General features: G+C 59.1%; 23 protein-coding genes. 13 read left to right on the top strand and 10 right to left on the bottom strand.

Features of this window, described 5'->3' with window-relative positions; all coding sequences use genetic code 11:
- Window positions 1-106: 106 nt before the first annotated feature.
- From Enr8_RS08090 to Enr8_RS08110, 5 genes are all read left to right on the top strand, one after another.
- Window positions 107-814, top strand: coding sequence for a PTS sugar transporter subunit IIA (locus Enr8_RS08090; RefSeq protein ID WP_146430287.1), 708 nt, complete (start codon window positions 107-109; stop codon window positions 812-814).
- 10 nt (window positions 815-824) lie between these two features.
- Window positions 825-1,607 (top strand): hypothetical protein, encoded by a 783-nt coding sequence (locus tag Enr8_RS08095; RefSeq protein WP_146430289.1) that lies wholly within the window; start codon window positions 825-827, stop codon window positions 1,605-1,607.
- A 220-nt stretch (window positions 1,608-1,827) separates the two neighbouring features.
- Entirely contained in the window at window positions 1,828-3,237 is a 1,410-nt protein-coding gene (rimO, locus tag Enr8_RS08100; RefSeq protein WP_246119999.1) for a 30S ribosomal protein S12 methylthiotransferase RimO, read from the top strand.
- Window positions 3,238-3,294: 57 nt separating this feature from the next.
- Window positions 3,295-3,903, top strand: coding sequence for a CDP-diacylglycerol--glycerol-3-phosphate 3-phosphatidyltransferase (gene pgsA / locus Enr8_RS08105; RefSeq protein ID WP_146430291.1), 609 nt, complete (start codon window positions 3,295-3,297; stop codon window positions 3,901-3,903).
- Between the two features lie 14 nt (window positions 3,904-3,917).
- A complete protein-coding gene (locus tag Enr8_RS08110) occupies window positions 3,918-5,012 on the top strand; it encodes a CPBP family intramembrane glutamic endopeptidase (RefSeq protein WP_146430293.1) in 1,095 nt (364 codons plus the stop codon).
- Between the two features lie 91 nt (window positions 5,013-5,103).
- Here the strand turns inward: Enr8_RS08110 and Enr8_RS08115 are convergent, their stop codons facing one another.
- The 3 genes from Enr8_RS08115 to Enr8_RS08125 form a co-directional block, all read right to left on the bottom strand.
- Entirely contained in the window at window positions 5,104-5,439 is a 336-nt protein-coding gene (locus Enr8_RS08115) for a hypothetical protein (RefSeq protein ID WP_246120000.1), read from the bottom strand.
- A gap of 224 nt (window positions 5,440-5,663) precedes the next feature.
- Window positions 5,664-5,960, bottom strand: coding sequence for a DUF971 domain-containing protein (locus Enr8_RS08120; RefSeq protein ID WP_146430297.1), 297 nt, complete (start codon window positions 5,958-5,960; stop codon window positions 5,664-5,666).
- Window positions 5,961-5,970: 10 nt separating this feature from the next.
- A complete protein-coding gene (locus Enr8_RS08125; RefSeq protein WP_146431614.1) occupies window positions 5,971-6,774 on the bottom strand; it encodes an Lnb N-terminal periplasmic domain-containing protein in 804 nt (267 codons plus the stop codon).
- A gap of 231 nt (window positions 6,775-7,005) precedes the next feature.
- Here Enr8_RS08125 and Enr8_RS08130 point away from each other — a divergent pair, with 231 nt between their 5' ends.
- Window positions 7,006-7,518 (top strand): CAP domain-containing protein, encoded by a 513-nt coding sequence (locus tag Enr8_RS08130; protein ID WP_186767511.1) that lies wholly within the window; start codon window positions 7,006-7,008, stop codon window positions 7,516-7,518.
- A gap of 228 nt (window positions 7,519-7,746) precedes the next feature.
- On the opposite strand, the gene Enr8_RS08135 is transcribed toward Enr8_RS08130, so the two are convergent.
- A complete protein-coding gene (locus Enr8_RS08135) occupies window positions 7,747-8,823 on the bottom strand; it encodes an AI-2E family transporter (RefSeq protein ID WP_146430301.1) in 1,077 nt (358 codons plus the stop codon).
- Window positions 8,824-9,028: 205 nt separating this feature from the next.
- On the opposite strand from Enr8_RS08135, the gene acnA reads away from it, so the two are divergent.
- The gene (gene acnA / locus Enr8_RS08140) at window positions 9,029-11,737 is read left to right on the top strand and encodes an aconitate hydratase AcnA (protein WP_146430303.1); all 2,709 of its coding nucleotides are present in this window, start codon (window positions 9,029-9,031) and stop codon (window positions 11,735-11,737) included.
- 205 nt (window positions 11,738-11,942) lie between these two features.
- The gene (locus Enr8_RS08145; protein WP_246120051.1) at window positions 11,943-12,296 is read left to right on the top strand and encodes an alpha/beta hydrolase; all 354 of its coding nucleotides are present in this window, start codon (window positions 11,943-11,945) and stop codon (window positions 12,294-12,296) included.
- Here Enr8_RS08145 and Enr8_RS08150 read toward each other — a convergent pair.
- The 3 genes from Enr8_RS08150 to Enr8_RS08155 form a co-directional block, all read right to left on the bottom strand.
- Complete coding sequence (locus tag Enr8_RS08150; protein ID WP_315851755.1) at window positions 12,190-12,651, bottom strand: DUF1559 family PulG-like putative transporter; 462 nt, start codon at window positions 12,649-12,651, stop codon at window positions 12,190-12,192. The genes Enr8_RS08145 and Enr8_RS08150 overlap by 107 nt on opposite strands.
- 69 nt (window positions 12,652-12,720) lie before the next feature.
- On the bottom strand, window positions 12,721-12,876 hold the full coding sequence (locus tag Enr8_RS25290) for a hypothetical protein (protein ID WP_186767512.1): 156 nt from the start codon (window positions 12,874-12,876) through the stop codon (window positions 12,721-12,723).
- Window positions 12,869-13,375: a DUF309 domain-containing protein gene (locus tag Enr8_RS08155; protein WP_146430309.1), complete on the bottom strand. Its 507-nt coding sequence runs from the start codon at window positions 13,373-13,375 to the stop codon at window positions 12,869-12,871. The genes Enr8_RS25290 and Enr8_RS08155 overlap by 8 nt, the downstream gene beginning before the upstream one ends.
- An 80-nt stretch (window positions 13,376-13,455) precedes the next feature.
- Between Enr8_RS08155 and Enr8_RS08160 the strand changes: the two genes are divergently transcribed.
- The 3 genes from Enr8_RS08160 to Enr8_RS08170 are packed head-to-tail and all read left to right on the top strand — an operon-like array spanning window position 13,456 to window position 17,459.
- Entirely contained in the window at window positions 13,456-14,145 is a 690-nt protein-coding gene (locus Enr8_RS08160) for an SDR family oxidoreductase (protein ID WP_146430311.1), read from the top strand.
- Window positions 14,146-14,156: 11 nt separating this feature from the next.
- Window positions 14,157-14,663 (top strand): peptide chain release factor family protein, encoded by a 507-nt coding sequence (locus Enr8_RS08165; protein WP_222434822.1) that lies wholly within the window; start codon window positions 14,157-14,159, stop codon window positions 14,661-14,663.
- Between the two features lie 48 nt (window positions 14,664-14,711).
- A complete protein-coding gene (locus Enr8_RS08170; RefSeq protein ID WP_146430315.1) occupies window positions 14,712-17,459 on the top strand; it encodes a hypothetical protein in 2,748 nt (915 codons plus the stop codon).
- A gap of 477 nt (window positions 17,460-17,936) precedes the next feature.
- Here the strand turns inward: Enr8_RS08170 and nadE are convergent, their stop codons facing one another.
- From nadE to Enr8_RS08185, 3 genes are all read right to left on the bottom strand, one after another.
- Complete coding sequence (gene nadE, locus Enr8_RS08175) at window positions 17,937-19,943, bottom strand: NAD(+) synthase (RefSeq protein WP_146430317.1); 2,007 nt, start codon at window positions 19,941-19,943, stop codon at window positions 17,937-17,939.
- 91 nt (window positions 19,944-20,034) lie between these two features.
- Window positions 20,035-20,790 (bottom strand): putative metalloprotease CJM1_0395 family protein, encoded by a 756-nt coding sequence (locus Enr8_RS08180; protein ID WP_146430319.1) that lies wholly within the window; start codon window positions 20,788-20,790, stop codon window positions 20,035-20,037.
- Between the two features lie 116 nt (window positions 20,791-20,906).
- A complete protein-coding gene (locus tag Enr8_RS08185) occupies window positions 20,907-21,302 on the bottom strand; it encodes a metallopeptidase family protein (protein ID WP_186767513.1) in 396 nt (131 codons plus the stop codon).
- 157 nt (window positions 21,303-21,459) lie between these two features.
- Here Enr8_RS08185 and Enr8_RS08190 point away from each other — a divergent pair, with 157 nt between their 5' ends.
- A complete protein-coding gene (locus Enr8_RS08190; RefSeq protein WP_146430323.1) occupies window positions 21,460-21,750 on the top strand; it encodes a hypothetical protein in 291 nt (96 codons plus the stop codon).
- A 33-nt stretch (window positions 21,751-21,783) separates the two neighbouring features.
- Window positions 21,784-24,027, top strand: coding sequence for a hypothetical protein (locus tag Enr8_RS08195; RefSeq protein WP_146430325.1), 2,244 nt, complete (start codon window positions 21,784-21,786; stop codon window positions 24,025-24,027).
- Window positions 24,028-24,031: the final 4 nt, after the last annotated feature.

The raw sequence follows: 24,031 nt of genomic DNA on the forward strand, positions 1-24,031 counted from the left end.
GGCTTTGCCGCAAAGGTCAGTTTGCTAGCGGACTCGCCTTGGAGGAACCGGCGCCGTCGCATAAATTGGAGAGACGCCCCCCAACCTCTCTTCCGGGTTCCGCTAGATGGCCAGTCAAGATTTCGACATCGATCAACTTGCCGCGTATCTTCATTTGACGCCGCCGCAGGTAGAAAAACTCGCCAACCGCGGCAATGTGCCTGGCCGCAAAGTGGGTGGCGCCTGGCGGTTTAGTCAGGCGGATATCCACCATTGGCTTGAAGATAAGATCGGACTTTCCGACGAAGCCGAGCTAGTGCAGGTCGAAAGCGTACTCGATCGCCAGTCGGTTGGCGAAGAGGAAGAGGTCGTTTCGATCGCCGGAATGTTGCGGCCCGAGACGATCAAGACGCCGCTCTCTGGCAAGTCGCCCCGCAAGATTATCGTCGAGTTGTGCGACCTGGCGACCGAAGCTGGACTGCTGTGGGATCCAGAAAAAATGTCGGAAGCGGTCCTGGCCCGCGAAAATATGCACACGACGGCGCTTGATAATGGCGTCGCGCTGCTGCACCCGCGTCGCCCCTTGCCCGATATTATTTCGGAAGGTTTTCTTTGCTTGGGGCGAACGTATCAAGGAGTTCCGTTTGGCGGTAGCCGCGGAATTTTGACCGACGTTTTCTTTTTGATCGCTTCGGTCGACGATCGTACTCATCTGCGAACCCTGGCCCGGCTGAGCCGCATCATCGGCGACTCCGCGTTCTACACAAAACTGCGTGACGCCGCCGATCCGATCACCACGATCGAGATGATCCAGGAATTTGAAGAAGATCTGTAAGGCGAATTTCATGCAGCGCACGGTGTTGGTCGTCGGCGACGCGCAGCAGGCGGAGTTTGCCGACGCCGTTGCCATACTGCGGCAGCAATGCGAGTGCACGTTTTCCAGCTCCTCGGATATCGCGGACGTCATCGCTGGCGGTCCGCCCCAGTGGATCGTCTTGTTGCAGAGCCGCATTGGCCAATTCACCGCTCCGCAATTGGCGACGCTTCGTCGCCGTTATCCGCTGGCCACGGTGTTGGCCATCACCGGATTTTGGACCGCCGGCCAGTTGCGAACCGGCAAACCGCTGCCCGGGGTGACGACGATTCCTTGGTCGGTCGCGGGAAGAAGACTTGCGGCCCTGCTGGCCTCGCTACGCGAACTTCCCCCGCCGACCGCATCCGCCGAAGAGGCGATTGCGTGGGATCTGGAGGAGCTAGAGGCTTTGTCGGGCCTAGTCGTGATCGGGGCCGATCGGCAAAGCGATTTTCAATACTGGGCCGATGCGGTGCGAAGTTTCGGGATGTCGGCCGTTTGGCGAACGCCCCAGTCGCGGGTCCGGGCGGCACAAATCGCGGCGGTAATCTATCTGCCGGTCAACTGGAACCGATCGCAGGCGGCTGATGCCGCGACGTTTTTGGCCGACCATCCGGCCGAGAGCCGGATCTTGGGCATCGGTCTGCCGCGGCTGGAAGACCAGCGATTGGCCGACGAAATCGGTTTTACGGCGATTCTGGGGCGTCCTTTCGGACTACGTGACCTGCAGTTGGCGATTTCGGCGCCCGCCGCGGCGGGGAATACCGCATCTTAGCGGTTTTCGCCTCTCGCCGTTTTCCCCCGGGAAGAGTAGGATAAAGGTTTTCCGCGCGCCCGTTTCGTCTCCGTAGAGAAGCTGTCAAAGTGGATTGGTGCATGTATGCCACGGCTGGCTTGCCCAGCAATGCGAACCGTGTACCCGCTATCCACTGCTGGACCAGCCAGCAGTGGCGCCCGCCAAGACGCCGCATCGAAAAGACAACCCAAAGTAACCGATGACGCAACTTCCGATTCTTAATCAAGCTTCGCCTGCTACCACCTGCCAATCGTCCGGCGAGGCAAAGGGCTCCTACTCCTTCATCAGTCTCGGCTGTCCCAAGAATACGGTCGACAGCGAGCGGATGTTGGGGTTGTTGCAGATTGACGGTTACTCGCTGGTGCCGGAGCCGGTTGGCGCCGACTTTGTCGTGGTCAACACGTGCGGCTTTATCGAAGCGGCCCGCAACGAATCGTTCGCCGCGATTCACGAAATGCTCGAGCTGAAGCGTCAGGGCAAGATCCGCGGCGTCATCGTCTCGGGCTGCTTGGCCGAGCGTCAAAAAGAACAACTGCTGATCGACTGCCCCGAGATCGACCAGGTGGTCGGGGTTTTCGGCCGGGACGAGATCACCAAGGTGGCCGATCGATTGGTCGGGAATTTGGATGAGCAGCGCGAGGTCTTCCGCCCTGCCCCAGTTCGGGCGTTGGAAGATCGTCATCGGTTGCGAATCACGCCGAAGCATTTTGGCTATCTGAAGATTTCGGAAGGTTGCGATCGGCTCTGCACCTTCTGCGCGATTCCGAAGATGCGCGGTAAGCATGCCACCAAGCCGATCGAAGAAGTGATTCGCGAAGCGGAAGAGCTGGCCAGTGACGGCGTCCGCGAACTGATCGTCGTCGCCCAGGACACGACCTATTACGGCATGGACCTGTATGGCGAACCCCGTCTGGCGCAGCTGCTGAAGCAACTGAACGACGTGAAAGGCTTCGATTGGATCCGCTTGATGTACTTCTATCCGATGTACATCGACGAGCACCTGATGCAGACGATCGCCGACGCCGACAAAATCGTGCCGTACGTCGACATGCCGCTGCAGCATATCAATGACAACATGCTCCGCCGGATGGCCCGCCGCGTGACCCGCAAATCGACCGAAGAGTCGATCGCGATGATGCGCCTTATGGTGCCCGATCTGGCGATTCGCACCACCTTTATCACTGGATTCCCTGGCGAAACCGACGAACAATTTGATGAGTTGGCTGAATTCGTCGCCGAGCAGAAGTTTGAGCGGGTCGGCGTCTTCACCTACTCGCGGGAAGAAGATACCCCGGCGGTCAAACTGCCGGACGCGGTGCCGGAAGAAGTCGCCGCCCAGCGTCGCGATCGTTTGATGGAAGTCCAGCAAGAGGTCGTCTTCGCGCGGAACGACGCGCTGGTCGGAACCAAGATGGACGTGATCCTCGATCAGCAGGTTCCGGGACAAGCGACCGCGTGGATCGGGCGAACCAAGCATGACGCGCCGGATGTCGACTGCGTCGTCTTCGTCTCGGGCGAAGGTCTGGCGGCAGGTCAGATGGTGGCGACTGAGATCGTCGCGACCCACGACTACGACCTGATTGGCGTGGCGGTCGATACGCCTCGCTAGTTAAACGCCGATTGCGACGCTTCTCGCCGATGAACTCTCCACCCTGACGAAAGCGACATGACCACTGCAGACGCCAAACCGACGGCCTCGACGAAAATCGTCAACGTGCCGAACGTGATCACGCTGATCCGGTTCATCTTGTCGATCGCCGTCTTCGTGCTGTTATCGTTGGAGCAATTTGTCGCGGCGAACGTCGTCTTTATCGTGGCCGCTTCGACCGACTGGATGGATGGCTACTGGGCCCGCAAATACAACCAGGTGACCCAGGTCGGCCGCGTCTTTGACCCGTTTGTCGACAAGATCATCATCTGCGGCACGTTTATCTATCTGGCCGCTTTGCCGGGCTCGCAGGTCGCCGCGTGGATGGCGGTGGTGGTGGTCGGACGCGAGATGCTGGTTACGGTGATCCGCAGTTTCATCGAACAGCATGGCGGAGATTTCTCGGCCAATATGCCGGGCAAGATTAAGATGGTGCTGCAATGCATCGCGGCCGTCGCCTCGATGGCAGTCTTGGCGTATGTTCAAAGTACCACCGATGGCCCACTGACGGCGACTCTGCAGTGGACGGCGCTCATTTCGGCCTGGTTGGCGGTGGCGTCGACGGTCCATTCCGGCGTCATCTACATCTTCGCGGCGGCGGAAATGATTCGCAAATCTGGCAACTAGCACGTGATCGCTTCATGGCACAGATAGTTTTTGGTTTAGGTGCGCTCGGCCTGATGCTGGTGCTGCTGGTGGTTTGCCTGACCGGGTGGACCTGGGTCTATTTTCGCGTTTCGCGCGGCGAGGCAATTCTGCAGCAAGAGTCAGGCGAGACGATCAGTTGGGGCTTAATCGATATCGTGGCGCTGATCGTCACGGTCGCCGTCTTGATCGGCATGTTTCAGGTCGGCGGCTTGATCGCCACCGGGGCGAAGTTTCCGATCAATCCCGATACGCTGACCACCAACCAGCGCGCGTCCATGATCATGGCTTTCGCCGCGGCCGAACTGTTGACCGTGTTGGCGATCGCCAAGCTCATTTCGCTCCGCGGCTTCGGCTTGCAGTTGTTTGGAAAGCGGGGCGAGCAGTTCTCGAGTGACTTGTTGCTTGGGTGCATGGCGTTTGGCATGCTGGTCGTGCCGACCTTGATCTTGCAGACGATCTTGGCGCTGCTGCAGCCGTACGAGCATGAACTGATCAACATGCTGATTAAGGACCGCAGCGTGCCGATGGCGTTCGCTTCGGTCGCCGCGGCCGTCTTTGCGGCTCCTTTGTTCGAGGAGTTTGCATTTCGCGGATTGCTGCAAGGCTGGCTGCAGGATATGTGGGATGGTCGCTTGAGCACCGCCAGTGTTTTCGTCGGACGGATCCGCCGCTATTGGCAAGCGGAGCCGCTGCCAGAATTGGTCGCGGCCACAGCGACCTCGGCGGAAAGTGCGGAGGTGGCGTCGAGTTTCGCCGATTCGAGCGACAATCCATTCGACTCGCCGCAGTCGGAAGTAATCGTCGCCTCCGCGGTCAGCGACGAAGCGCTGCCGATCGAGCGATCGCCGGCCCAGTTGTATGGTCCGATTTTAATCAGCGCGGCGCTGTTCGCCCTAATGCACCTGGGACAAGGCCTGGCGCCGATCCCGCTTTTCTTTCTCGCCCTGGGACTAGGGTATCTCTATCAACGTACGCGGAGACTGACTCCGTGCGTTGTCGTCCATTTCCTGCTCAACGGGCAGTCGATGGCGCTGTTGATGATTCAGGTCTTTGTCGTCGGAGACGACGCGGCGCTGATCGCGAACTAGTGAACGTTCTGTGTGCTTGGCGCCATGCTCTTACGGCGTCTTCGCCGTAAGAGCATGGCGCCAGGTAATGGAAATATGGTACCAGCCAAGTTCACCGTTCGGCCAATTGCCTGCTAAGCCCGCGTCTTAACTCACGGGGTAAGTAATCGCGCTCGATTAGTTCCGGGTCGTGCTGGGTCCAGGTCTCGCGACGCTGGATCGAGCGGACCTCGCGAAGTACCTCGCCGTCGCGCCAACTGGTGACGTATCCGCCCCGTTTCCAATCGCGTGTCGGAACCTGGGCAGGCGTCTTGAGTAGACGCCAGGCGACGACGTCGAAGCGAGCGTTCTTCGACGACCATTCGTAGAAAATCACCTGATCGAACACGAGCCTTCCCTGAGCGTCGTAGTAGTGATTGATCTCGACCAAGTCGACTCGATCCGTCACTGCAGGGTCTCTCGGCTGTGCCGATACGGCGGCCATCATGGCCGCGAAAGCGAATGCAACGCCATTCATTGCCGACCTCCTTGCCGGAAGCGATTGAACTGGCAGCAAAACCACAGTTGCCCGTATCTAATCCGTTTTTCGTCATGCAGCAACGCCGAACTATCAAGAATTGTAAAGTTTGGCGCAATTCCGCATCAAAAAAGTAGACAGTGGCGGCGGCATTGCTAGCTCGCTTGCGACGCTTCGCGGAGATGTTCCCAGGTAAACAGCCCGGTATCGTGGCCGTCGGTCCAGCGGATTCGCAGCGCGTAGCCGCCGACCAATTCCATCGAGTCGATGCTGACGTCGCGGGGAACGTCGTCGGGGTTCAAGATCTGCTCGCCGGTATGTTCGCTAATGCAGCGCGCACAACGGCAACTGCAGCGGAGATCCCAGAAGTGCGCCAGGCTATCCAGACCATCCGACCACTTGATCTTCAAGCTTTGGTTCGGGCGGTCGGCTTGGATATCGGCTGGCGTCATAGCGTTAGTATTATCGCCGTCGGATCTTGGCGGAGAAGTCGGGATCGTATTCGTATTTTTCGGCCAGTTCGTTGATTCGCGAGCGCCGTTTCAACTCTTCAAACGGAACGGTTTGGTCCAACAAGCCGAGTTCGTAAGCGTACTCGTCACTATAGCCGGTGAACAGAACCTTGTAATTGTAGCGGACGCGCTCGGGCGCCAGGTCGTTCACATGCTGCACGATGTTGGTGGTGCAGTTGTTGGTGATGGTGTTGTAAAACTCGGGTTTTACCGCCAATTTGTTCGCTCTTTGCAGGACATCAAGCAGCAGTTCTTGCGACTGCTCCGGCGTCGCCATCGTGCGATAGAGATAGACGTCGCTCTTGTATTGGTTGGAGCTGAGATTGATGACGTCGCGTTCGTCGCCGATCACGTACATCAGTTCGTACTGGTTGAAGAAGCCCTTCCAGGCCGAGTACTCTTCGTCCGCTTCTTTGCGAATTTCAACCGACGAGACAATCTGGTCGCCGTCGGCAAAACCAAAGCTGAGCATCGTGTGGGCGACCGAAGGCGTGTCGTTAAACGGGGCGACCAAGAAGTCGACCGACTCAACGTCGCTCAGATTGAACTGCTTGTCGTAATACTGCACCACGTAGTCGTCGGACGACGTGTAGCGGCAATTGCGGACGTTGTGGATGGTGATTTCGCCCGCCACATTTTCGTACGTCGGCAACCGCGTTTGGTCGGGCGCCCAGTTGCGACCGTTGTTGGGCGTCAGCGAAGAACAGCCAGAAAAGAGCAGCGCAAGAGCTCCTGCGACCGAAATGCAGAGCATTTTGGCCGAAAAAAAAGAGGGCGGACTTCCGCGGTCAATTGCGGTCACGGCAGTGGCTTTAGGGGCTCAAGTTCTTTACTGAAAGCGGTTTATAGCAACCCATCCAAGTTGGCCGCAACCTCGGTTTTTGGCGATCACGGCCCAAAGGGATAGTTGAACCATCTTACCCAGGCCGTAAAAATGCTCGTTCTTCGAAACGGAGTCCTACCACCCCTTCCCCCCGGAAACCCAATGACGGAACCGAAGAAAGCTCTCTCCCTAGCCCTGCTGTTGACCCTCGCTGCGACGCTCAGTGCGGAAGACGCCAGCGTCAAACCGGAAGCCGAAGCCGAAAAGGCGGACGTCGAGGTCAAAGTCGAATTTCTCCACAATCACCCTAGCCTGGTGAAGATGTGGAACCACTCGAATCAAGTTCGCGCCCAGTATGGATTGCCGGCGCAAAAGATGAACCCGGAACTGACCAAGGCGGCCCAGGATCATGCCTGGTACATGGCCAAGACCGGCCAGTTCAGCCACTCGGTCAATGGCGGTTTCGTCGCTCGCACGCGACGCCACAACTATGCCGGCAGCCCGTCGGGCGAAATCATCCTGTGGAACGCCAAATCGATTCCTTCCTGCTTCCAAGGCTGGCTCAACAGCCCCGGTCACCGCGCGATTCTCTTGAGCGGCGCCCGTGAAGTTGGTTACGGCTACGCGGTTGCCCGGAACGGTTCGACCTACTGGGTCGGCGTGTTCGGCAACTAACTGCCTGTTGGAAAATGCCATCGTGGCATTTTCCAACCTCGCCAGGCTCAGAGCGTAGCTCTTCGCGGCTCGCAAACTAACGACTTCCGTCGCTATTTTGGGATCGCATCCATGCGATCACGCAGTCCGTCGAGAAAATCAACGGACTGCTAAGCCTACGAGATGTCCAAAAAAGGTCCCGGGGTTTGACGCCGGGACCTTTTTTTTCGAAACGGCGCCCAGACGCTGTTACATATGCTCCGGAAATATCCCCGCCATCAGATTGCCGATTGCCCGCGTCGTTTCGAACCGCAGCAGCACGATTCGCATCGTGGCGGTGATCGGCACGGCCAGCACCATGCCGGCTGGTCCCCAGAGCATGCCCCAGAAGGTCAGACTTAACAGAATCGTCACCGGGTGCAGCTGCAGGCCTTCCCCCATGATCATCGGTTCGATCACGTTGCCGAGCGTCATCTGGATGGCGCCGGGGATGGCGATCACCAGGACGATCATCACGACGCTGTCAAAGTCGACGATCGCCAGCGGGATCGGCAGCAGCGTGGCGATAATCGAACCGACCGACGGGATGAAGTTGAGCATGAACGCCATCAGGCCAAACAGCGACGCCAGCCGCATCCCCATCATCGCCAGCGTCGCCCACACCAACAGGCCGGTCACTGCCGAGATCATGAACTTGGTGGTGATGTAGCGGCGGATTTTCTGGTCGATCTCGGCGTACATCCCTTTGGAGACTTTGTACGGATCGCGGCCGGCCAGCATGAACCCGACGAAAATCGTCGTCAGCGCGGTGCTCGAGACCAGGCTCATCAGCAGGGCCCCCAACATCTGGGCGTACGCCGGCATCTGAGAAATCAGGTTGTTTTTGATCGCCGAGATGATCAATTCCGAGTCAGGGCGGTCAAATTCTACCCCTAACCAGCTATCCGCCATCGCGTACCCCTGGATGACGATCGCGTCGAGCTTTCGCTGGAGGTCAAATTCGAGCTGCCGCAGCATTTGCGGGTCCGAAATGCTCTGGATTACCAGCAGCACCAGGAAACTCATGACGACCAAGGCCAGGCCAACGATCAGCAGCGCGACGGTCACCGCCATAAACTTGGAAAATCGAAGCCGAACCATCGAAAAATCGACGATCGGCGCCACCAGGTAATTGAGGAAGACCGCCAGCGTAAAGGGAATCAAAATGCTGCGGGCATAAGCGACGGCAAACGAGACCGCGACCGCCGCCAGGATCAACAGGGCCCCGGTTTGCAGGTTCGAGCGCTCTTCGTTCAGCTTGGGGAGGGTCGCCTGTTCCGAATTCATCGATTATTCCGCGCTTTCGCCCCGATGGGCGGTGTTAGGTGAGAAATCTGGTGTCCGATTATGTCCGGCTGGTGGCGGTAGTTACAACCGCCGGGGACGGCTATTCCTAGCAGACAGCGGACAAAAATTGCGGTAAACTCAACCCCTGGGTGAAGGCGGCCCGTTCGTTTTCATTTTGTGCAACTTTGTGGAAAGAGATTGACGCATGGGTACGGTTTTTGATCCGTTTGGCGCTCGCGATACGTTTTCGACTCCTCAGGGGGAATTGGGAATCTACCGAATTCGCCGGCTTCAGGATCAGGGACTCTGCGATGTAGACTCCCTCCCCTATTCGATCCGTATCCTGTTGGAAGCGGTTCTCCGTTCGTGCGACGGCTTCGTCGTGTCGGAAGATGACGTTCGCCGGTTGGCGGCCTGGAAGCCCAGCAACCCTGATCCGAGCGAAGTTCCCTTCATGCCGTCCCGCGTCGTGCTGCAAGACTTCACCGGCGTGCCGGCGGTGGTCGACCTGGCCGCGATGCGCAGCGCGATGAAGCGTCTCGGCGGCGACCCCAACAAAATTAACCCACTCATTCCGGTTGACCTGGTGATCGACCACTCGGTGCAGGTTGACGCCTTCGGCCACTCCGACTCGCTCGAAAAGAACGTCGAGCTTGAGTTCCAGCGCAACCGCGAACGTTACGAGTTCCTTCGCTGGGGCCAAAAGGCGCTCGACAATTTCCGCGCGGTGCCGCCGAACGTCGGCATTGTCCACCAGGTGAATCTCGAGTTCCTGGCCAAGGGGGTCTTCGTGCGTGAAGACGCAAAGGGCCCGGTCGCCATTCCGGACTCGCTGGTCGGTACCGATAGCCACACCACCATGATCAACGGCCTGGGGGTCGTCGGTTGGGGCGTCGGCGGTATCGAGGCCGAAGCGGTCATGCTGGGGCAGCCGATCTACATGCTGACCCCGGAAGTGGTCGGTTTTGAAATCACCGGCGAACTGCCGCCGGGCGTCACCGCCACCGACCTGGTGCTGACCGTGACCCAGATCCTCCGCAAGGAAGGTGTCGTTGGCAAGTTCGTCGAGTTCTTTGGTGACGGCGTTAGCAAGATGAGCCTGCCCGACCGAGCCACGATTGCCAACATGGCGCCCGAATATGGCGCCACGATGGGCTTCTTCCCGGTCGACGACGAAACGCTCAACTATCTCCGCCGCACCGGCCGCACCGAAGAAGAAGTCGCCCTGGTCGAAACCTACGCCAAAGAGCTGGGCATCTTCCGCACTGACGACGCCCCGATGCCGAAGTTCACCACGCTGGTCAAACTGGACGTCAGCACGGTCGAGCCGTCGATGGCCGGTCCGAAGCGTCCGCAAGATCGTGTTGCGCTCGCCAACATGAAGTCGGAATTCCAGCGCACGCTGACGGCGCCGATCGAACAGCGCGGATTCGCCTTGGGCGAAGACGAACTGGCCCGTACCGGCACGGTCGAAAACAATGGTTCGTCCGCCACGATCGGCCATGGCGCCGTCGTGATCGCGGCGATCACCAGCTGCACCAACACCAGCAACCCGTCGGTGATGTTGTCGGCCGGTCTGTTGGCTCGCAATGCGGTCGCCAAGGGACTTCGCGTTCCGTCGTACGTCAAGACGAGCCTGGCGCCGGGCTCGCGCGTCGTGACCGACTACCTGAACAAGGCCGGCCTGATGGATGATCTGGAAGCCCTCGGTTTCAGCCTGGTTGGCTATGGCTGCACCACCTGCATCGGCAACAGCGGTCCGCTGCCCGATCCGGTCGCCGCGGCGGTGACCAGCGGCAATTTGGTCGCTTCGGCGGTGCTGAGCGGTAACCGCAACTTTGAAGGTCGCGTCAATCCGCTGGTGAAAGCCAATTACCTGGCCAGCCCGCCGCTGGTTGTGGCGTACGCCATCGCCGGCAGCACCGACATCGACCTGGTCACCGAGCCGATCGGTAAGGATGGCGAAGGAAACGACGTCTTCCTGATAGACATCTGGCCCACTTCGGAAGAAGTGCTGGCGACCATCGACACCGCGCTGACGCCGGAGATGTTTCAATCGCAGTACAACTCCGCCTTTGAGTCGAACCCGACCTGGAACAAGATCGCGGTCGTTGAGGGAGAACTGTACGACTGGGACGAAAGCAGCACGTATATCCAAGAGCCGCCGTTCATGGTCGACATGGGGATCGAGCCGGAAGTGCTGAAGCCGATCACCGGCGCCCGCGTGTTGGCGCTGCTCGGCGACTCGGTTACGACCGACCATATCTCGCCGGCAGGTGCGATCGCCAAAGATAGCCCGGCTGGCCGCTACCTGATCGAAAACGGCGTCGAGCCGATCGACTTTAACAGCTATGGTTCGCGTCGCGGTAACGACCGCGTGATGCACCGGGGCACCTTCGCCAACATTCGCATCCGCAATCGTCTGGCGCCGGGGACCGAAGGTGGTTGGACTCGTTACCTGCCGACCGGCGAAGTGATGTCGATCTACGACGCGGCGGAGAAGTACAAAGCGGACGGCACGCCGCTGGTCGTCTTGGCCGGCAAAGAATATGGTACCGGCAGCAGCCGCGACTGGGCCGCTAAGGGAACCTTCCTGCTGGGCGTCACCGCAGTGATCACCTCCAGCTTCGAGCGGATCCACCGCAGCAACCTGGTTGGCATGGGCGTCTTGCCGCTTGAGTTCCCCACCGGTAAGTCGTGGGAAACCTTGGGCCTGACCGGGGAAGAAACGTTCGACATCGTCGTGGCCGACGACCTGAAGCCAGGCGGAGAAGTCCCCGTGAAGGCGACTCGCCCCGACGGCAGCACGTTGGAGTTTACCGCCAAGTGCCGCATCGACACCCCGGTCGAAATGGAATATTACCGCAACGGCGGCATCCTGCAGACCGTGCTGCGAAAGCTGCTGCAGGGCTAATTGGCCTGACGGCGAAGTGAAAATTCAAAACCGCTGCGGGAAGCGATTCCGGCGGCGGTTTTCCATCGGCACGACGCGGAAGATGCTGGTCTATCTGCCTGTTGAAAAATGCCATCGTGGCATTTTTCAACCTCGCCAGGCTCAGAGCATAGCTCTTCGCGGCTCGCAAAATAACGACTTCCGTCGCTATTTTGGGATCGCATCCATGCGATCACGCAGTCCGTCGAGAAAATCAACGGACTGCTATACGCCGCTAGGCTACTCAGCCGAAAAGAAATACCCGGTCCTCTATCTGTTGCATGGGATCGGCGGCGACGAGACCGAGTGGAAACGGTTCGCCCAACCGCAAGCCTTGCATGACAATCTGATCGCCGACGGTACGTCGACGCCGATGATCGTGGTGATGGCCAATGGCCGCGCCCAGAAAAACGACCAGGCCGAAGGAAACGTCTTCAGCCACGCCCCGGCTTTCGCGAAGTTTGAACGCGCCCCCGAATCGGCACAAACGGCGGGCTCTGCCAAGCGGCGTTGTTCACTTGCGGCTGATGCAAGACGTTGATCCCACCCAGCGAGCCGTTGCTGTAATACGTGTCGATTCCGGTCATCACCCAGTTGCGATACGACCAGGCGAATGCGCCGCCATTAACGTGGTATTTGGTCGTTTCGCCCATCATGAAGGTGTTGGAGAGACCATACAGCACGTTCGCGAAGCTGGTGTTCACATCAGCGCCAAACATCCGCTTGGTATTGCTCGATGACGTGGCGTAAGCGTTGCAGCTCGCATACTCTTGACTGCAATTGACGATGAACTCGTAATTGGTCGCAGCGCCCGAGTACGAACCGCTCGGTCCGTAGGCGGCCCCGGCCAGTCGACCGCGGACGGCGTTGCCGTTGGTGAGCGGGTCACCGACGATCGTGCCGGTCGCCCGTTGATAGCTGCTGCTTGCGCTGACCGAACAAGCTTCGGTGTGATCGAACTGATCTTACAGGTTGTTCATTTCGAGGAAAGGAAGCAGCGAAACGAGGCCATGGGCGTTTTTGATTTCGCCATCAACCGGCGTGCCCAGGCAGCCGCCATAGTTGCGACTCGCCGCCGGCAGTTTGCCATGCGTGTCAACATAGTTTTGTAGATCAGCCAAGCAGCCGAATGGGCGTTGCGAAAACGACGCGGACTGGCGCAGGCAGCGTATCGAGGTAAGCGTCTGGCTGGGCCGCCGCATCTTGAGCCAACCTGCGGAGCTCTGCGAGTTGGATCGGCAATGGTCGGCCTTCGCTATCGTCGAGAAGTTCGATCGCTCGCGCCGCATGCCGGGCGACGCCGACCGCCGAGCCTTCGCGCGCTTTCACGCCGGCGGCGGCCAACTTGATCAGCCCTTGGATCTGGGCGGCGGACTCCCCTGCTCTTTTCTGGGCGTGCCAGATCGCCTCCCAGGCCTCGTGCGCTTCCCAATAGTAGCCAGCGTTAAAGAGATCGATTCCGCGTAAGAAGGATTCGCACCGCCGCAGGTCGATCGGGCAGTCGATCGGCGGCGTTTCGCTCTGAAAACTATGCCCGGCGGGATGCGAAATCGGGTGCGCATGCATCCCCGGAACGTACGCGTAGGGAGGAAGCGAGAACTGGGGAGCATAGCGAGGCATCGGCGACTCTGGTTTCCGGCGGCAGGGTCTGGGCGTATGCTGAACGACAGATATCTGTCGACGATTCTAAGGAAATTGGCGTGAGCGAGGCAAAAGTCATTGTGGTCACGGGAGCGACGCGCGGGCTTGGCCGGGCGCTGGTCACCAAGTTTGTGGAAGCGGGGCATACCGTAATCGGTTGCGGTCGCAACGCTAACCATATTAGCGAGCTGAGCGAGCAATTCACCGGTCGGCATCGTTTCGACGCGATCGATATCACCAACTACGATAAGGTCGCAGCATGGGGAGCTGAAGTGGTCGCTGAGTATGGCCCTCCCGATCTGTTGGTGAACAACGCCGCCCTGCTGAATGATTGGAACGTGCTTTGGAAAATCGAGCCAGCCGAGTTTGACGCGCTGATCGACGTCAATCTGAAGGGATTGTTCTATGTTATTCGCTCATTCGTGCCGGCGATGGTTGAACGTCAGCAAGGTGTGATCGTCAACTTCAGCTCAGGCTGGGGACGCATGGTCTCGGCGGAGGTCGCCCCTTACTGCTGCAGCAAATATGGCGTGGAAGGGATGACGCTGGCGATGGCGAAAGAGTTGCCGCCAGACATGGCGGCGGTCCCGCTAAGCCCCGGCGTGGTGAACACCGACATGCAAAAGCAGTGCATCGGCGATCGAGCCGATGGATGTCCTTCGCCCGCTGACTGGGCCGCCAAGGCGGCGCCCTTCCTGCTGCAGCTTGGTCCCAGCGACAATGGCCAGTCGCTCACCTGTTCGGTATAGGGTCCCCGGATATGCGAGATCATCCAGCTGACTTGAGCGAAGAACGCTTGCTGGCCGTGTGCGAAATGCGGCGTGAGCGGCGCAGCGGTCCTGGGGGACAGCACCGGAACAAAGTGGAGACCGCCGTCGTATTGACCCATCCAGCGAGTGGGGTCAGTGCCGAGGCGAATGAACGCCGAAGTCAGGCCGAGAATCGCCAAATCGCCCTGTTTCGACTAAGATTGCGCCTAGCTGTACAGTTGCGGACCGCCGTTTCGCTCGAAGATTCTCCCAGTTCGCTCTGGAAATCGCGGGTTCGCGGCGGAAAAATTGCCGTAAATCCTTCGCATCGCGATTTTCCGTCGCTCTTGGCCGAGGGACTCGATTACTTGGCGGCGGCCGACTGGGATGCCAAATTGGCGGCTCAGTCGTTATCCTGCAGTACGACGCAATTGGTCCGGTTTCTCAAGGACGAGCCGGCCGCGTTTCAACGTCTAAATGAGCAGCGGAAGGAGCGAGGACTGCGTCCTTTGTCCTGAGCTAGCCGGCCGCGACCGGCGAAACGTTCCACCTACAAGGAAAGCTCGATGCGAATTTGGTTAGCTCTGCTCGGAATGGTTGCGATGATGCTGGCCAGCGCCTCCGCCCATGCCGCCGAAGCGGTCGCAATTTCGGGCCAGCCGTTTGGCGTTGGCCAAATCACCGTCTCCTTTCAAAAAGCGGACTTTGGCGATCCGGTTGACAGTAACAGCTTTGCGATCCATGAGACCGACAATCGCATTTTCTATCCTGCGTTCGAAAAGCAGCGAGTCCTTGGCTTTCTGCAGCGGTTGGCCGGAATCGACGGCGTCACGCCGCCGCAGCGCCTGACCGTCTACTTCTTGTTCACTGGTAACGAGCCGCTCAACATTACGGTTTCGACGCCGACGCCGCAGACCTTTCGCATCACGCCGACTCCGCCGCCGCATGAATCGATGCTGACCGCGATGGAACTGCTGTGGTGGCGCAAGTATCACGAGGCGTTTCGTGAGCAGAAAGAGTGGGCCAACTATCCGATGGTGATGGAGACCTATCTGACCGCGATGTTGTCGCGGCGGCTGGGGCTGCCAATGCCGCCGCTATCCAAAAGCGAGATGGAGGATCAAGACGCCTTTAGTCCTGATCAATCGGTCTTCGTATTGATGAATTCCGATAAGGTCCGCGCCGCTGAAATGCGTTCGGTGATGATGGATCAGTCGATCACTTCGCCGGCAGACCTGCCGACGCCGCGGCCGATCAACTGGACCGACATCATCGCGCCGCGGCCTGCGAGTGAAGTCCCCATTGAACCGCTGGCCAAGGCGGTTCCGCCCGACTGTTTCTATGTGCGATTCGGCAAGTTGAGCAACTATCTCTGGCTCAACAAATTGCTGGAAGAAAACGGCGGGGATCTCGGCATGATGATCGCGGCCCGCGGAGTGAAGCTGGGACTGAACGAAGTCGTCCAAAAGCAGTTGGCGCTCAAGCAATCGGAGCTGTCCGAATTGTTTGGCGATGCGGTTGTCGCCGATGTGGCGTTGATCGGTCGTGACGCCTATACCCGCGAAGGGGCCGCGATTGGGATGATTTTCCAGGCGAAGCAAAACGATCTGCTGGCCAACGACATCAACAAGAATCGCAAAGATTCGCTTCGCTTAAACAAGAAGCTTGGCGCCAAGCTTGAGACGATCAAGGTCGCCGGTCAAGAGATCTCGGCTTTGACGACGCCTGACAACACAATTCGTTCGTTCTACGCGCGGCGCGGCGACTTTCACCTGGTAACCACATCGCGAACGATCGCCGAGCAGTTCATCACCCTCAATGCCGACACCGACAGCTTGGGGGCGACGGCCGAGTTCCTGCAAGCCCGCATGCGTTTGCCGCTCAGCCGCGAAGACACGATTTTCTGCTACATGTCTTCGCAATTCTTCCAAGGGCTCTACAGCCCGCAGTATCGCGTTGAGCTGCGACGTCGTTTGCGGGCGACGACTGAGATCGAACTGCTGAAGCTGGCGCGAGCGGCGGCGATGAACGAAGGGCTGCCCGATTTGAAGGATGAAACGCTGATTGCGCACGGCTTTCTGCCGACCTCATACGGTCGCCGGCCTGATGGCAGTCACGTCGTCGAAATTGACGGAAAGCTGCAAGACTCGCTCCGCGGCGCCCCGGGCAATTTTTTGCCGATCGCCGACGTGGCGGTGACTAGCGTCAACTTGGAGGAGGCCCGCGATTTTGAACGGGTGCGGGAGTTCCACGTTTCGCACTGGAGCCAGATGGATCCGCTGATGGCGGGTATCTATCGCTTCAAGCTCGATGACAAGGGAACCGAACGATTGACGATCGACGCTCGGATGACGCCGTTCGTCGAAGAGAAATATGGAATGCTGACCGATCGACTTGGTCCGCCGGTCAAACGTCAAATCGTGCCGGCGCCGGGCGACGTTGCGATGATGCAGTTTGTGCTCAAAGGAGATTTTGACAATCAACTGTATCATTACGCCGTGGGCCTACAGGACGTTCCCTTTCCGGTCGACAGCTACGCCAGCGGCGGCTTGTTGAACACGTTACGGATGATGCAATCGACGCCTGGTTATTTGACGGCATGGCCCAAACCGGGCCTGATTGATCGTATTCCGGTGTTGGGCCGGTTGGCGACGCCCGATCAATATGGCTATTCGCAGTTTCCGTTCGGCTTGTGGCGCCGCGAGTACAACGGCTTCTCCACGCTTTCGTTTCATCGAGAAATCTTGCAGTACGTCACGCCTCAATTGGCGCTGGGCGAGGATGAGCATTCAGCCCAGGCTCGCATTCACATCGGCGACATTTCGGACGCCAACGTCACGCCGCTCGCCAATGCGATGGCGCAGTCATGGGCCAAACGCGGATCGCTCAGCAACGTGCGGTTCTTCGAGGAGATTTCGGCGCAGCTTGGCGTACCGGTCGACAAGTCGAAGGACTTCGCCGAGAACCTGCTGGCGGTGGAGTTCGTCTGCCCGCTGGATGGAAAGTACGAAACGGTGGGAGAAGGCGCCGGCGAGCGTTGGATTTCGACCGCGTGGGGTAACAAGAAGCTGGAGTTCGAGGCGAACTTCTTGAAGTGGTTCCGCGGATTAAACGCCCGCGTCAGCATGGGAGAAGGCCAAGTCGTCCTGAACGCCGAAATCGACATGTGGCGAGAGAAGCCGGAGCCGACCTTGAAACTTCCGACCTTCAATTTCTTCGGCGGCGGCGCCGCCAAACCAAAGGCCGAGAAGAAGCCGACCAAGGAAAAAGCGGAAGAGATCCCACCGCCGGTCACTCAGGGGCAAGAGTTTTAGCAAGCCTGTAGCGACTGTCTTGAACGTCAAGCGGTTGGGTGCAGCGAAACGCAACCCAACAATGCGGTCGGTACTAGCTGCCTGTTGAAAAATGCCATCGTGGCATTTTCCAACATCGCCAAGCTCAGAGCATAGCTCTTCGCGGCTCCCAAAATAACGACTAACGTCGTTATTTTGGGATCGCATCCGTGCGATCACGCAGTCCGTCGAGAAAATCAACGGACTGCTAGAGCGGTTTTCCTCCATCTGTAGCGTTCTGGCTGGTTGCGGCCGCGCTGGTCGGCGTCGACCTGCATCGACGAATCTTGAGGATTCGCCTGCTTCGGTCGCCTTGACCAGCCTGCCTCACTAACGCCAGAAACGCTACAGCTATCAGAAAAACGCTCTAGAAGGTGGGTTACGCAAGCGATGGGAGGCGAGCGAAACAGCTCTTGTGCGCTTGCTTCACTCACCCTACTTGCTCGCACTACGCGACCGCTAACCCTTCCCTTCCCCATCCTGCCTCACCGCTTCCCACATCTCGGCCAACTCGCGTCGGAACCCGCCAGAGAGGATCGGGAAACGGCACCAGGTCTTCGGGTCGAGATTCTCGTCATCGAGATGAAAGCTAGGGGCGTATCGTTCTCGCTTCCATTGATTCCGCGACCAGAGCTTGAAGAACCGTTCGATCCACGCGGCCAGTTGCTGGTCGTCGTATTGCGGGAATAGGGCCAGCATTTGGCGATACGATTCCAATGGCGATCGCTTATCGCGAATCGCAGCTCGCTCGATCGCGTCGAGCAGATCGTACGGCATCAAGTCAGCTTCGTCGGTTTGGCCCGACTCTTGCGGACGCAGCTCGGCTGTCGGCGCCTGTACGTTGATCGCGTTCAGCGCCGGCGTGGGGCCGAAGCCGCTGGGACCGGTCGTCTCCATCCAGCTAAGCCACTGGCGGAGAAACGCCTTGTCGATGCCGGCGATCGGGCAAAGGCCGCCGCTGGTATCGCCGTCCATGGTGGCGTAACCGACCGCCGCTTCCGAGCGATTGCTAGTCGACAACAGCAGCGAGCCCCGCAAATTGGCCAGCAGCCAAACGCTGGGGGCTCTGGTTCGGGCTTGGATGTTTTGCAGCGCGATATCGTCTTGTTCCCAGGTCAACGGACGTCCCAGGGCTTTGGCGCCAAGCTCGGTGTACAGCTCGACGATCTTGTCGACATGGAAATGGTGAAACTTAGCGTGGATCGCCTCGGCCACCTGGCGAGCCGCGCTCAGCGTCGTTTCGCCGCTGTTGCGAGTCGCCTGGTAGACGCAGTCGAGGATCGCAGCGATCAATTGTTCGACGGTGCTCGAGTTCTTGACTGCCGAAATATGGCTGAGCGAGTCCTTCAAGGCGCCAAAGCCTAGTTCTTCGGCCGCCATCCGCATCGCCAAGCTGCAAAGCAGCGCCGTCGCGGCCGAGTCGGCGCCGCCGCTAAGCGACACGACGAACCCGCCCGAGTGACTCTTCCGCAGATAGTCGTACAGCGCGAGCGAGACGGCCCGGGTAAACTCTTCCTGCTTTAAATCACGGCTCGTTTCCCACGGGGCTCGTTCATACCTTGCCGGCGATGGTTCGATATCAGGCAGGACGAACGGAACCTGAACGAGCGGTTGCTGCGAACCTTGGTAATCGGGACGATACGCGTCACTGCGAGCGCGATACATTCGCGTTAGATCGAGATCGATTACCGCGGTCGTCACCAGGTACGAGTGAAACGACAGCCGCGGTCCGACCGCCAGCATGCGTCCGCCGGTGGCGATCATCGCATCGCCGTCGTAGATCGCTCGGCCCGCTTCGTTGCCCAGCAGGTTGGCGTAGACGTAACTGGCGTGAAAGGCCCGCGAACCCTCTAGCACAAATCGCTGACGGATTTCATGTTTGCCGAAAGCGAAGTGACTGGCGCTCGGGTTCAAGATGATGTCGACGCCAATCCGGGCTTGCCGACTGCCGGGCCGATCGGCGACCCAGGCATCCTCACAGATTTCCAAGCCAATTAGCGCGTCGTCAATGCGAAAGACGAGATCCCCAAACGGATACTCTCGACCATCGATCTCGACCGAGGCCCGCAAGCCGACCGGCCAAGGCTTGAACCACCGGGGCTCGTAATGGATGCCGTCGCCGGCCAAGTTTTGTTTGGGCACGAAACCGACGATCTCGCCGTCAGACAGGATCGCCACGACGTTGAAAAGGACGCCGCGATAGGTCATCGGCAGTCCCAGCGTCACGAACATATCGCGCGTCTGCGGGGCGATCTCTTGCAATACCATCAAGGCGGTCCGCTGAACGTCGGCCGAGAGAAACGCGTCTTCGCAGCCGTACCCGGTAATGCAAAGCTCGGGCAGACATAGGATCGACGCCTCGCTTAGGTTCGCCTCTTCGATCGCGCCGAGAATGCGGTCCCGATTTCCTTGCCAATCGAGCGGCGTTTGATTGACGACCGCCGCGGCGACCTTAACCAGTTTCACCTGACGAACCCTCTAAGGTGTCGAAATAACACTATCTATAGCATACCTAGATGCCGCCGGCTGAAAAGAGGTTCGCCGCGGTCTCTCAATTCTACGCTAGCAGAAACAGGCTGCCGGCTGACTGGGGGGAGGACTGAGAATACGCCTGCTCGGCTTCTTTCAGAAAATAATTGATGACGGCCGACTTGGCGGCGGCTTCGGGTTGGCTGGGACTCGATAGAGCCGACCCTTCGCTGGACGGCGGATCAGCATTGACATCGACGCTGGAGAGGAGTTTCTCGCCATCCAGCTCCTCGGTCTCGTCGCTGTTGGTTTCCCGCTCTCGCAGCTCCTGCTGGGCCGATTGCATCAGCTGCGTTGCGGCGGCGGCGACCGCTTTGTCTTGGGACGAAGGTTCGGCCGGCGCCAACGCGGCGGCCCGGATGATACGGGCCTTGGCGATCGTCGCTTCGGGATCCCCTTCGATCGGGGAGGTGTCGATCTGAACCTCGCCCCCAATCGCGTATTGCTGGCCGTCAGGGCCGTTTTGATAGGTGTAGGTGGGGCCGCCCAGGGCGAATCCGCCGGCAGCGGCCAAGTGCGCTTGTTCGTGCTGGCGAACCTCCCGATCGCGTGATTTCAGCTCTTGGACCTGCTGGGTCTCTTCTGGCGAAAGCTCGGTCAGGCCTGAACTGCCCGAAGTCTCTTCGGCAGCGGCGGCCTCCGCCTCGGGAGAGAGAGTCAGCTCGTCTTCTGGCTGCGACGGCTTGCTGGTGGGCGCCGGCTTGGACGGGGCCGAAGTTCCGCCACTGCGCAGCGCCGGACCAACTGAGTTGATCGACGAGAGTAGTAGCGGTTGAATGTGCATGGCTCCAGGCGCTTTTGCGGAAAATGGATAGATCCACTTTCTTTGTCGGCGCCCAGGCGAGGGGACTTTGCCAGTTTTCCGGATTTAACGGTTAATCAGGCGAAATCGGCCCGCAATTAACCATATCCCAGCTCGTGCAGATCATCTTCGTCCAGTCCGTGGTGATGTCCCAGTTCGTGCAGGATGGTGATCCGGATTTGGTTGCGCAACTCTTCGAGGTCGAATTTGCCGGCGACGTCGATCGTCTTGGCGATGACTCCTTCACGAAAGATCTGAACCGCGTCGGCTAGTCGGCCGCTGTCTTCCCCGGTTCGCTCGGTCAGGGCCACTCCGGTGTAGAGCCCGCACAACTCGTCACGGCGTTCGATCTGCAGTTGCTTCATCAAGCCAAGCGAGGGGAAATCTTCGACGTACAGCGGTACTTCCTTGAGAATCTCGTGCACCGCATCAGGAAATTGCGCCAAAACGGCTTCCAATTCGGTATCAAAGCGTTGTCGTTGTTCTGGTTTCATCGATGGCGATTCTCTCGGCGGGCCCAGCGTCCTATCGACAACCATAGGCAAAAAAAAGGGGGAAGCCAAGATTACGCCCTGTCCGGCGAAGAAGGGAATGGCGTCTGAGCCAGACAATATTCTTGAAAACCTCGCCGAGTCGAAGACAATAAGCGGCATGTTAGGACTTCAATTCACGATTCGCGGAATGCTGATTGTGACCGCCCTACTGGCGGTCATCTGCTGGACGCTGGCCTGCGCCGTGTGGGGACATACCTGGGCGGTCGCCGTGCTGTTGTCGCTTGTGGCGGCGACGATCTGGGTTCTGGGACAGATCATGTTGTTTGCGGTCGCCGCACTGGCCTCGACGATCTTTAACGTGACGCAGCGGAAGAAGCTGACTTCTCCTTTCGCCAATGAGACCCCCGCTCCGCAGATCTTGCCGACCGACCACCATGTCGCCGATTGACCGCCGCCCCCTCTTCTCAGGAAATAACCGCTGATGCATCGCTTCAAGCCGACATGGCGTGCGCTGGGAGGAGTCGCCCTCGTTTTCGCATTCACGCTAACGGCCTGGGGGCAAAATCGGGGCGTTATCTCCTTTCCTTCGCAGGGCAAAGGGGCCAAGCACGGGCTGACCATGACGATGGCGACCGACTGGGTGCAAAACAGCGGTTACCGGCCGATCTGGGTGACGGTCAACACCGCCAATGGTTTGCCGGCCAAGGCCGATCGCGTGCTGACCCTCGAGCTAAGCGGCTCGGACCAATGGTATTGGCGCAATCGCCAGGCGATCAGCGCCGTTGTCGAACTTCCGCAGGGAGCGACGTCGGCGACGACTGAAATTGCCGTCCCGGGTTCGGCGCTCTGGTACCAGTTGCAGGTAACGACCTACGAAGACGGGAGCGAGCTGAAAGAGCTGTCGACCAATGACGGCGGGGCGATGATTTCTGACGGACAGAACGACGTTAGCGAAGCGTTCCCCGCCATCTTGTTGATCGATGCTGACGCCCCGAACCGCAATCAGCGCACCTCGTGGTACAACGAGCAAATCAAGTTGATCCTTGACAAGGAGGGGACTTCGCCGATTCCTGATCTGCGCGTCCTGCTGAACGAAACCGGTCTATCGGCTCGCGGGTCGATCAACACGCTGGTCGGCGGCGGCCAATCAGGTCTGGTCGTGCTCAACACGCTCTGGTCGCTAGGACGAATTGAAATCTTAAATCCCAGCGAGGCGCCGACCCAATGGCTGAACCTGACCGCGGTCGATATCGTTTTCGTCACGCTGGCCGATCTGCAGGGGATGAGAATAAATCAGACGCCGCAGTTTGAGGCGCTGACGCAGTGGGTTCGCAGCGGCGGCAATCTCGTGGTGACCGAGTTAGGCGTCGGCGCGAAGTCGTACGCCGAAGATCAGGCGGCGCTCGCGAAACTGTTGGGGATGCCGCCGACCGATCGTGGCGACGTCTGGCGCGATCGGATTCCTTATGCCCGGCGATCAGGAATCGAACAGCTACGAACCCGCGGATATTACGGCAACAACTACATCGAGTCGTTTGTGGCGGAGGATGGTTCGTTTCGAACCGGCTATGACCCTCGTGGCTCGGTCCCCATCCCCGACTTCAAAATGCGGACCTGGCAGTTTGGCCTGGTCGTCACGGCCGAAGGAGATCCGTTCCCCGGCGATAAGCGGCAATGGAACGACCTGCTTGATCGCATGGGGAGCGATCGCTGGATGTGGTTCCAGCGGTATGGGCTGTCGCAACTGCGGTACAACGAACATTACTGGCGATTCATGATCCCCGGCGTCGGGCAGGCTCCGGTCACCTCGTTTCAGGTCTTAATCTCCCTGTTTGTGATCATCATCGGCCCGGTCAACTATTTCCTCCTGCGCAGTGCCGGACGATTGAACTGGATCATCGTTACCGTCCCTGCCGGCGCGGCGATTGTGACGTTGACGCTGATCGGTTTCGCTCTCTTCTCAGACGGTTTCGGCGTGAAGCTGCGAACGCGGGGAGTGACGCTACTCGATCAGCGCAGCGGTGAAGCGGTCGCCTGGTCGCGGCAAGCCTATTACGCCGGCCTGGCGCCTTCGTCTGGTTTTACCTTTCCGCGGGATACGGCCGTCCTGCCGATCAACCAGACGCCAGAAGATCGTGGGCAAGATCAACGTCTGGTGCTAAGCGATGAATCGCAACACTTCAAACGCGGATACTTCCGCTCGCGGGTAACGCATCAGATGCTGGTCGTCCGCCCGAGCAAGACCGAATTGAAACTGGCGATCACCGAAAAAGGCGAGACGCTGGAGGTCGAAAACTTGCTGGAGGTCGACGTCAAAGAGGTGGTGATCGGCGGCAAGGACCCAAGTAAGCTGTTTATCGCCAGCGATTTGAAGGCGGGGGAAAAGCGAACGCTCCACCCGGCGACTCCCAACGATGGGGCGAAGCTGCGAAATTTGTTGTCGGAGTATGACCTGGAGTTGCCAATCGGTTTTGATCAGTATGCGTTCAACGCCAGCCGAAATCGCAGCAATCTCTACTACTACCAACAACTGCCGGAAGACTCGATCGGCGTAGCGCATGGCGCCAGTCGGCTCGAACGAGAGATGAATGAATCGGTTCGCTCCAGCTTTCCGAACTCTCCTTACACGTACGAAGCTTTGGTCGAAAGATCGCCGCTGACGCCGGTCGGCGTGACGCGATTCAATTCTGAGAAGAGCGTCGAAGTCATTCGAGGAAATTGGTAGGCCC

Origin of the sequence: Blastopirellula retiformator, from assembly GCF_007859755.1 — a bacterium.
Classification (GTDB): domain Bacteria; phylum Planctomycetota; class Planctomycetia; order Pirellulales; family Pirellulaceae; genus Blastopirellula; species Blastopirellula retiformator.

Excerpts from the sequence above, each read along its gene's own strand:
- Enr8_RS08090 (WP_146430287.1), top strand. The coding sequence starts at position 107 with ATGGCCAGTCAAGATTTCGACATCGATCAACTTGCCGCGTATCTTCAT.
- Enr8_RS08095 (WP_146430289.1), top strand. The coding sequence starts at position 825 with ATGCAGCGCACGGTGTTGGTCGTCGGCGACGCGCAGCAGGCGGAGTTT.
- rimO (WP_246119999.1), top strand. The coding sequence starts at position 1,828 with ATGACGCAACTTCCGATTCTTAATCAAGCTTCGCCTGCTACCACCTGC.
- pgsA (WP_146430291.1), top strand. The coding sequence starts at position 3,295 with ATGACCACTGCAGACGCCAAACCGACGGCCTCGACGAAAATCGTCAAC.
- Enr8_RS08110 (WP_146430293.1), top strand. The coding sequence starts at position 3,918 with ATGGCACAGATAGTTTTTGGTTTAGGTGCGCTCGGCCTGATGCTGGTG.
- Enr8_RS08120 (WP_146430297.1), bottom strand. The coding sequence starts at position 5,960 with ATGACGCCAGCCGATATCCAAGCCGACCGCCCGAACCAAAGCTTGAAG.
- Enr8_RS08125 (WP_146431614.1), bottom strand. The coding sequence starts at position 6,774 with ATGCTCTGCATTTCGGTCGCAGGAGCTCTTGCGCTGCTCTTTTCTGGC.
- Enr8_RS08130 (WP_186767511.1), top strand. The coding sequence starts at position 7,006 with ATGACGGAACCGAAGAAAGCTCTCTCCCTAGCCCTGCTGTTGACCCTC.
- Enr8_RS08135 (WP_146430301.1), bottom strand. The coding sequence starts at position 8,823 with ATGAATTCGGAACAGGCGACCCTCCCCAAGCTGAACGAAGAGCGCTCG.
- acnA (WP_146430303.1), top strand. The coding sequence starts at position 9,029 with ATGGGTACGGTTTTTGATCCGTTTGGCGCTCGCGATACGTTTTCGACT.
- Enr8_RS08145 (WP_246120051.1), top strand. The coding sequence starts at position 11,943 with ATGCGATCACGCAGTCCGTCGAGAAAATCAACGGACTGCTATACGCCG.
- Enr8_RS08155 (WP_146430309.1), bottom strand. The coding sequence starts at position 13,375 with ATGCCTCGCTATGCTCCCCAGTTCTCGCTTCCTCCCTACGCGTACGTT.
- Enr8_RS08165 (WP_222434822.1), top strand. The coding sequence starts at position 14,157 with ATGCGAGATCATCCAGCTGACTTGAGCGAAGAACGCTTGCTGGCCGTG.
- Enr8_RS08170 (WP_146430315.1), top strand. The coding sequence starts at position 14,712 with ATGCGAATTTGGTTAGCTCTGCTCGGAATGGTTGCGATGATGCTGGCC.
- Enr8_RS08180 (WP_146430319.1), bottom strand. The coding sequence starts at position 20,790 with ATGCACATTCAACCGCTACTACTCTCGTCGATCAACTCAGTTGGTCCG.
- Enr8_RS08185 (WP_186767513.1), bottom strand. The coding sequence starts at position 21,302 with ATGAAACCAGAACAACGACAACGCTTTGATACCGAATTGGAAGCCGTT.
- Enr8_RS08190 (WP_146430323.1), top strand. The coding sequence starts at position 21,460 with ATGTTAGGACTTCAATTCACGATTCGCGGAATGCTGATTGTGACCGCC.
- Enr8_RS08195 (WP_146430325.1), top strand. The coding sequence starts at position 21,784 with ATGCATCGCTTCAAGCCGACATGGCGTGCGCTGGGAGGAGTCGCCCTC.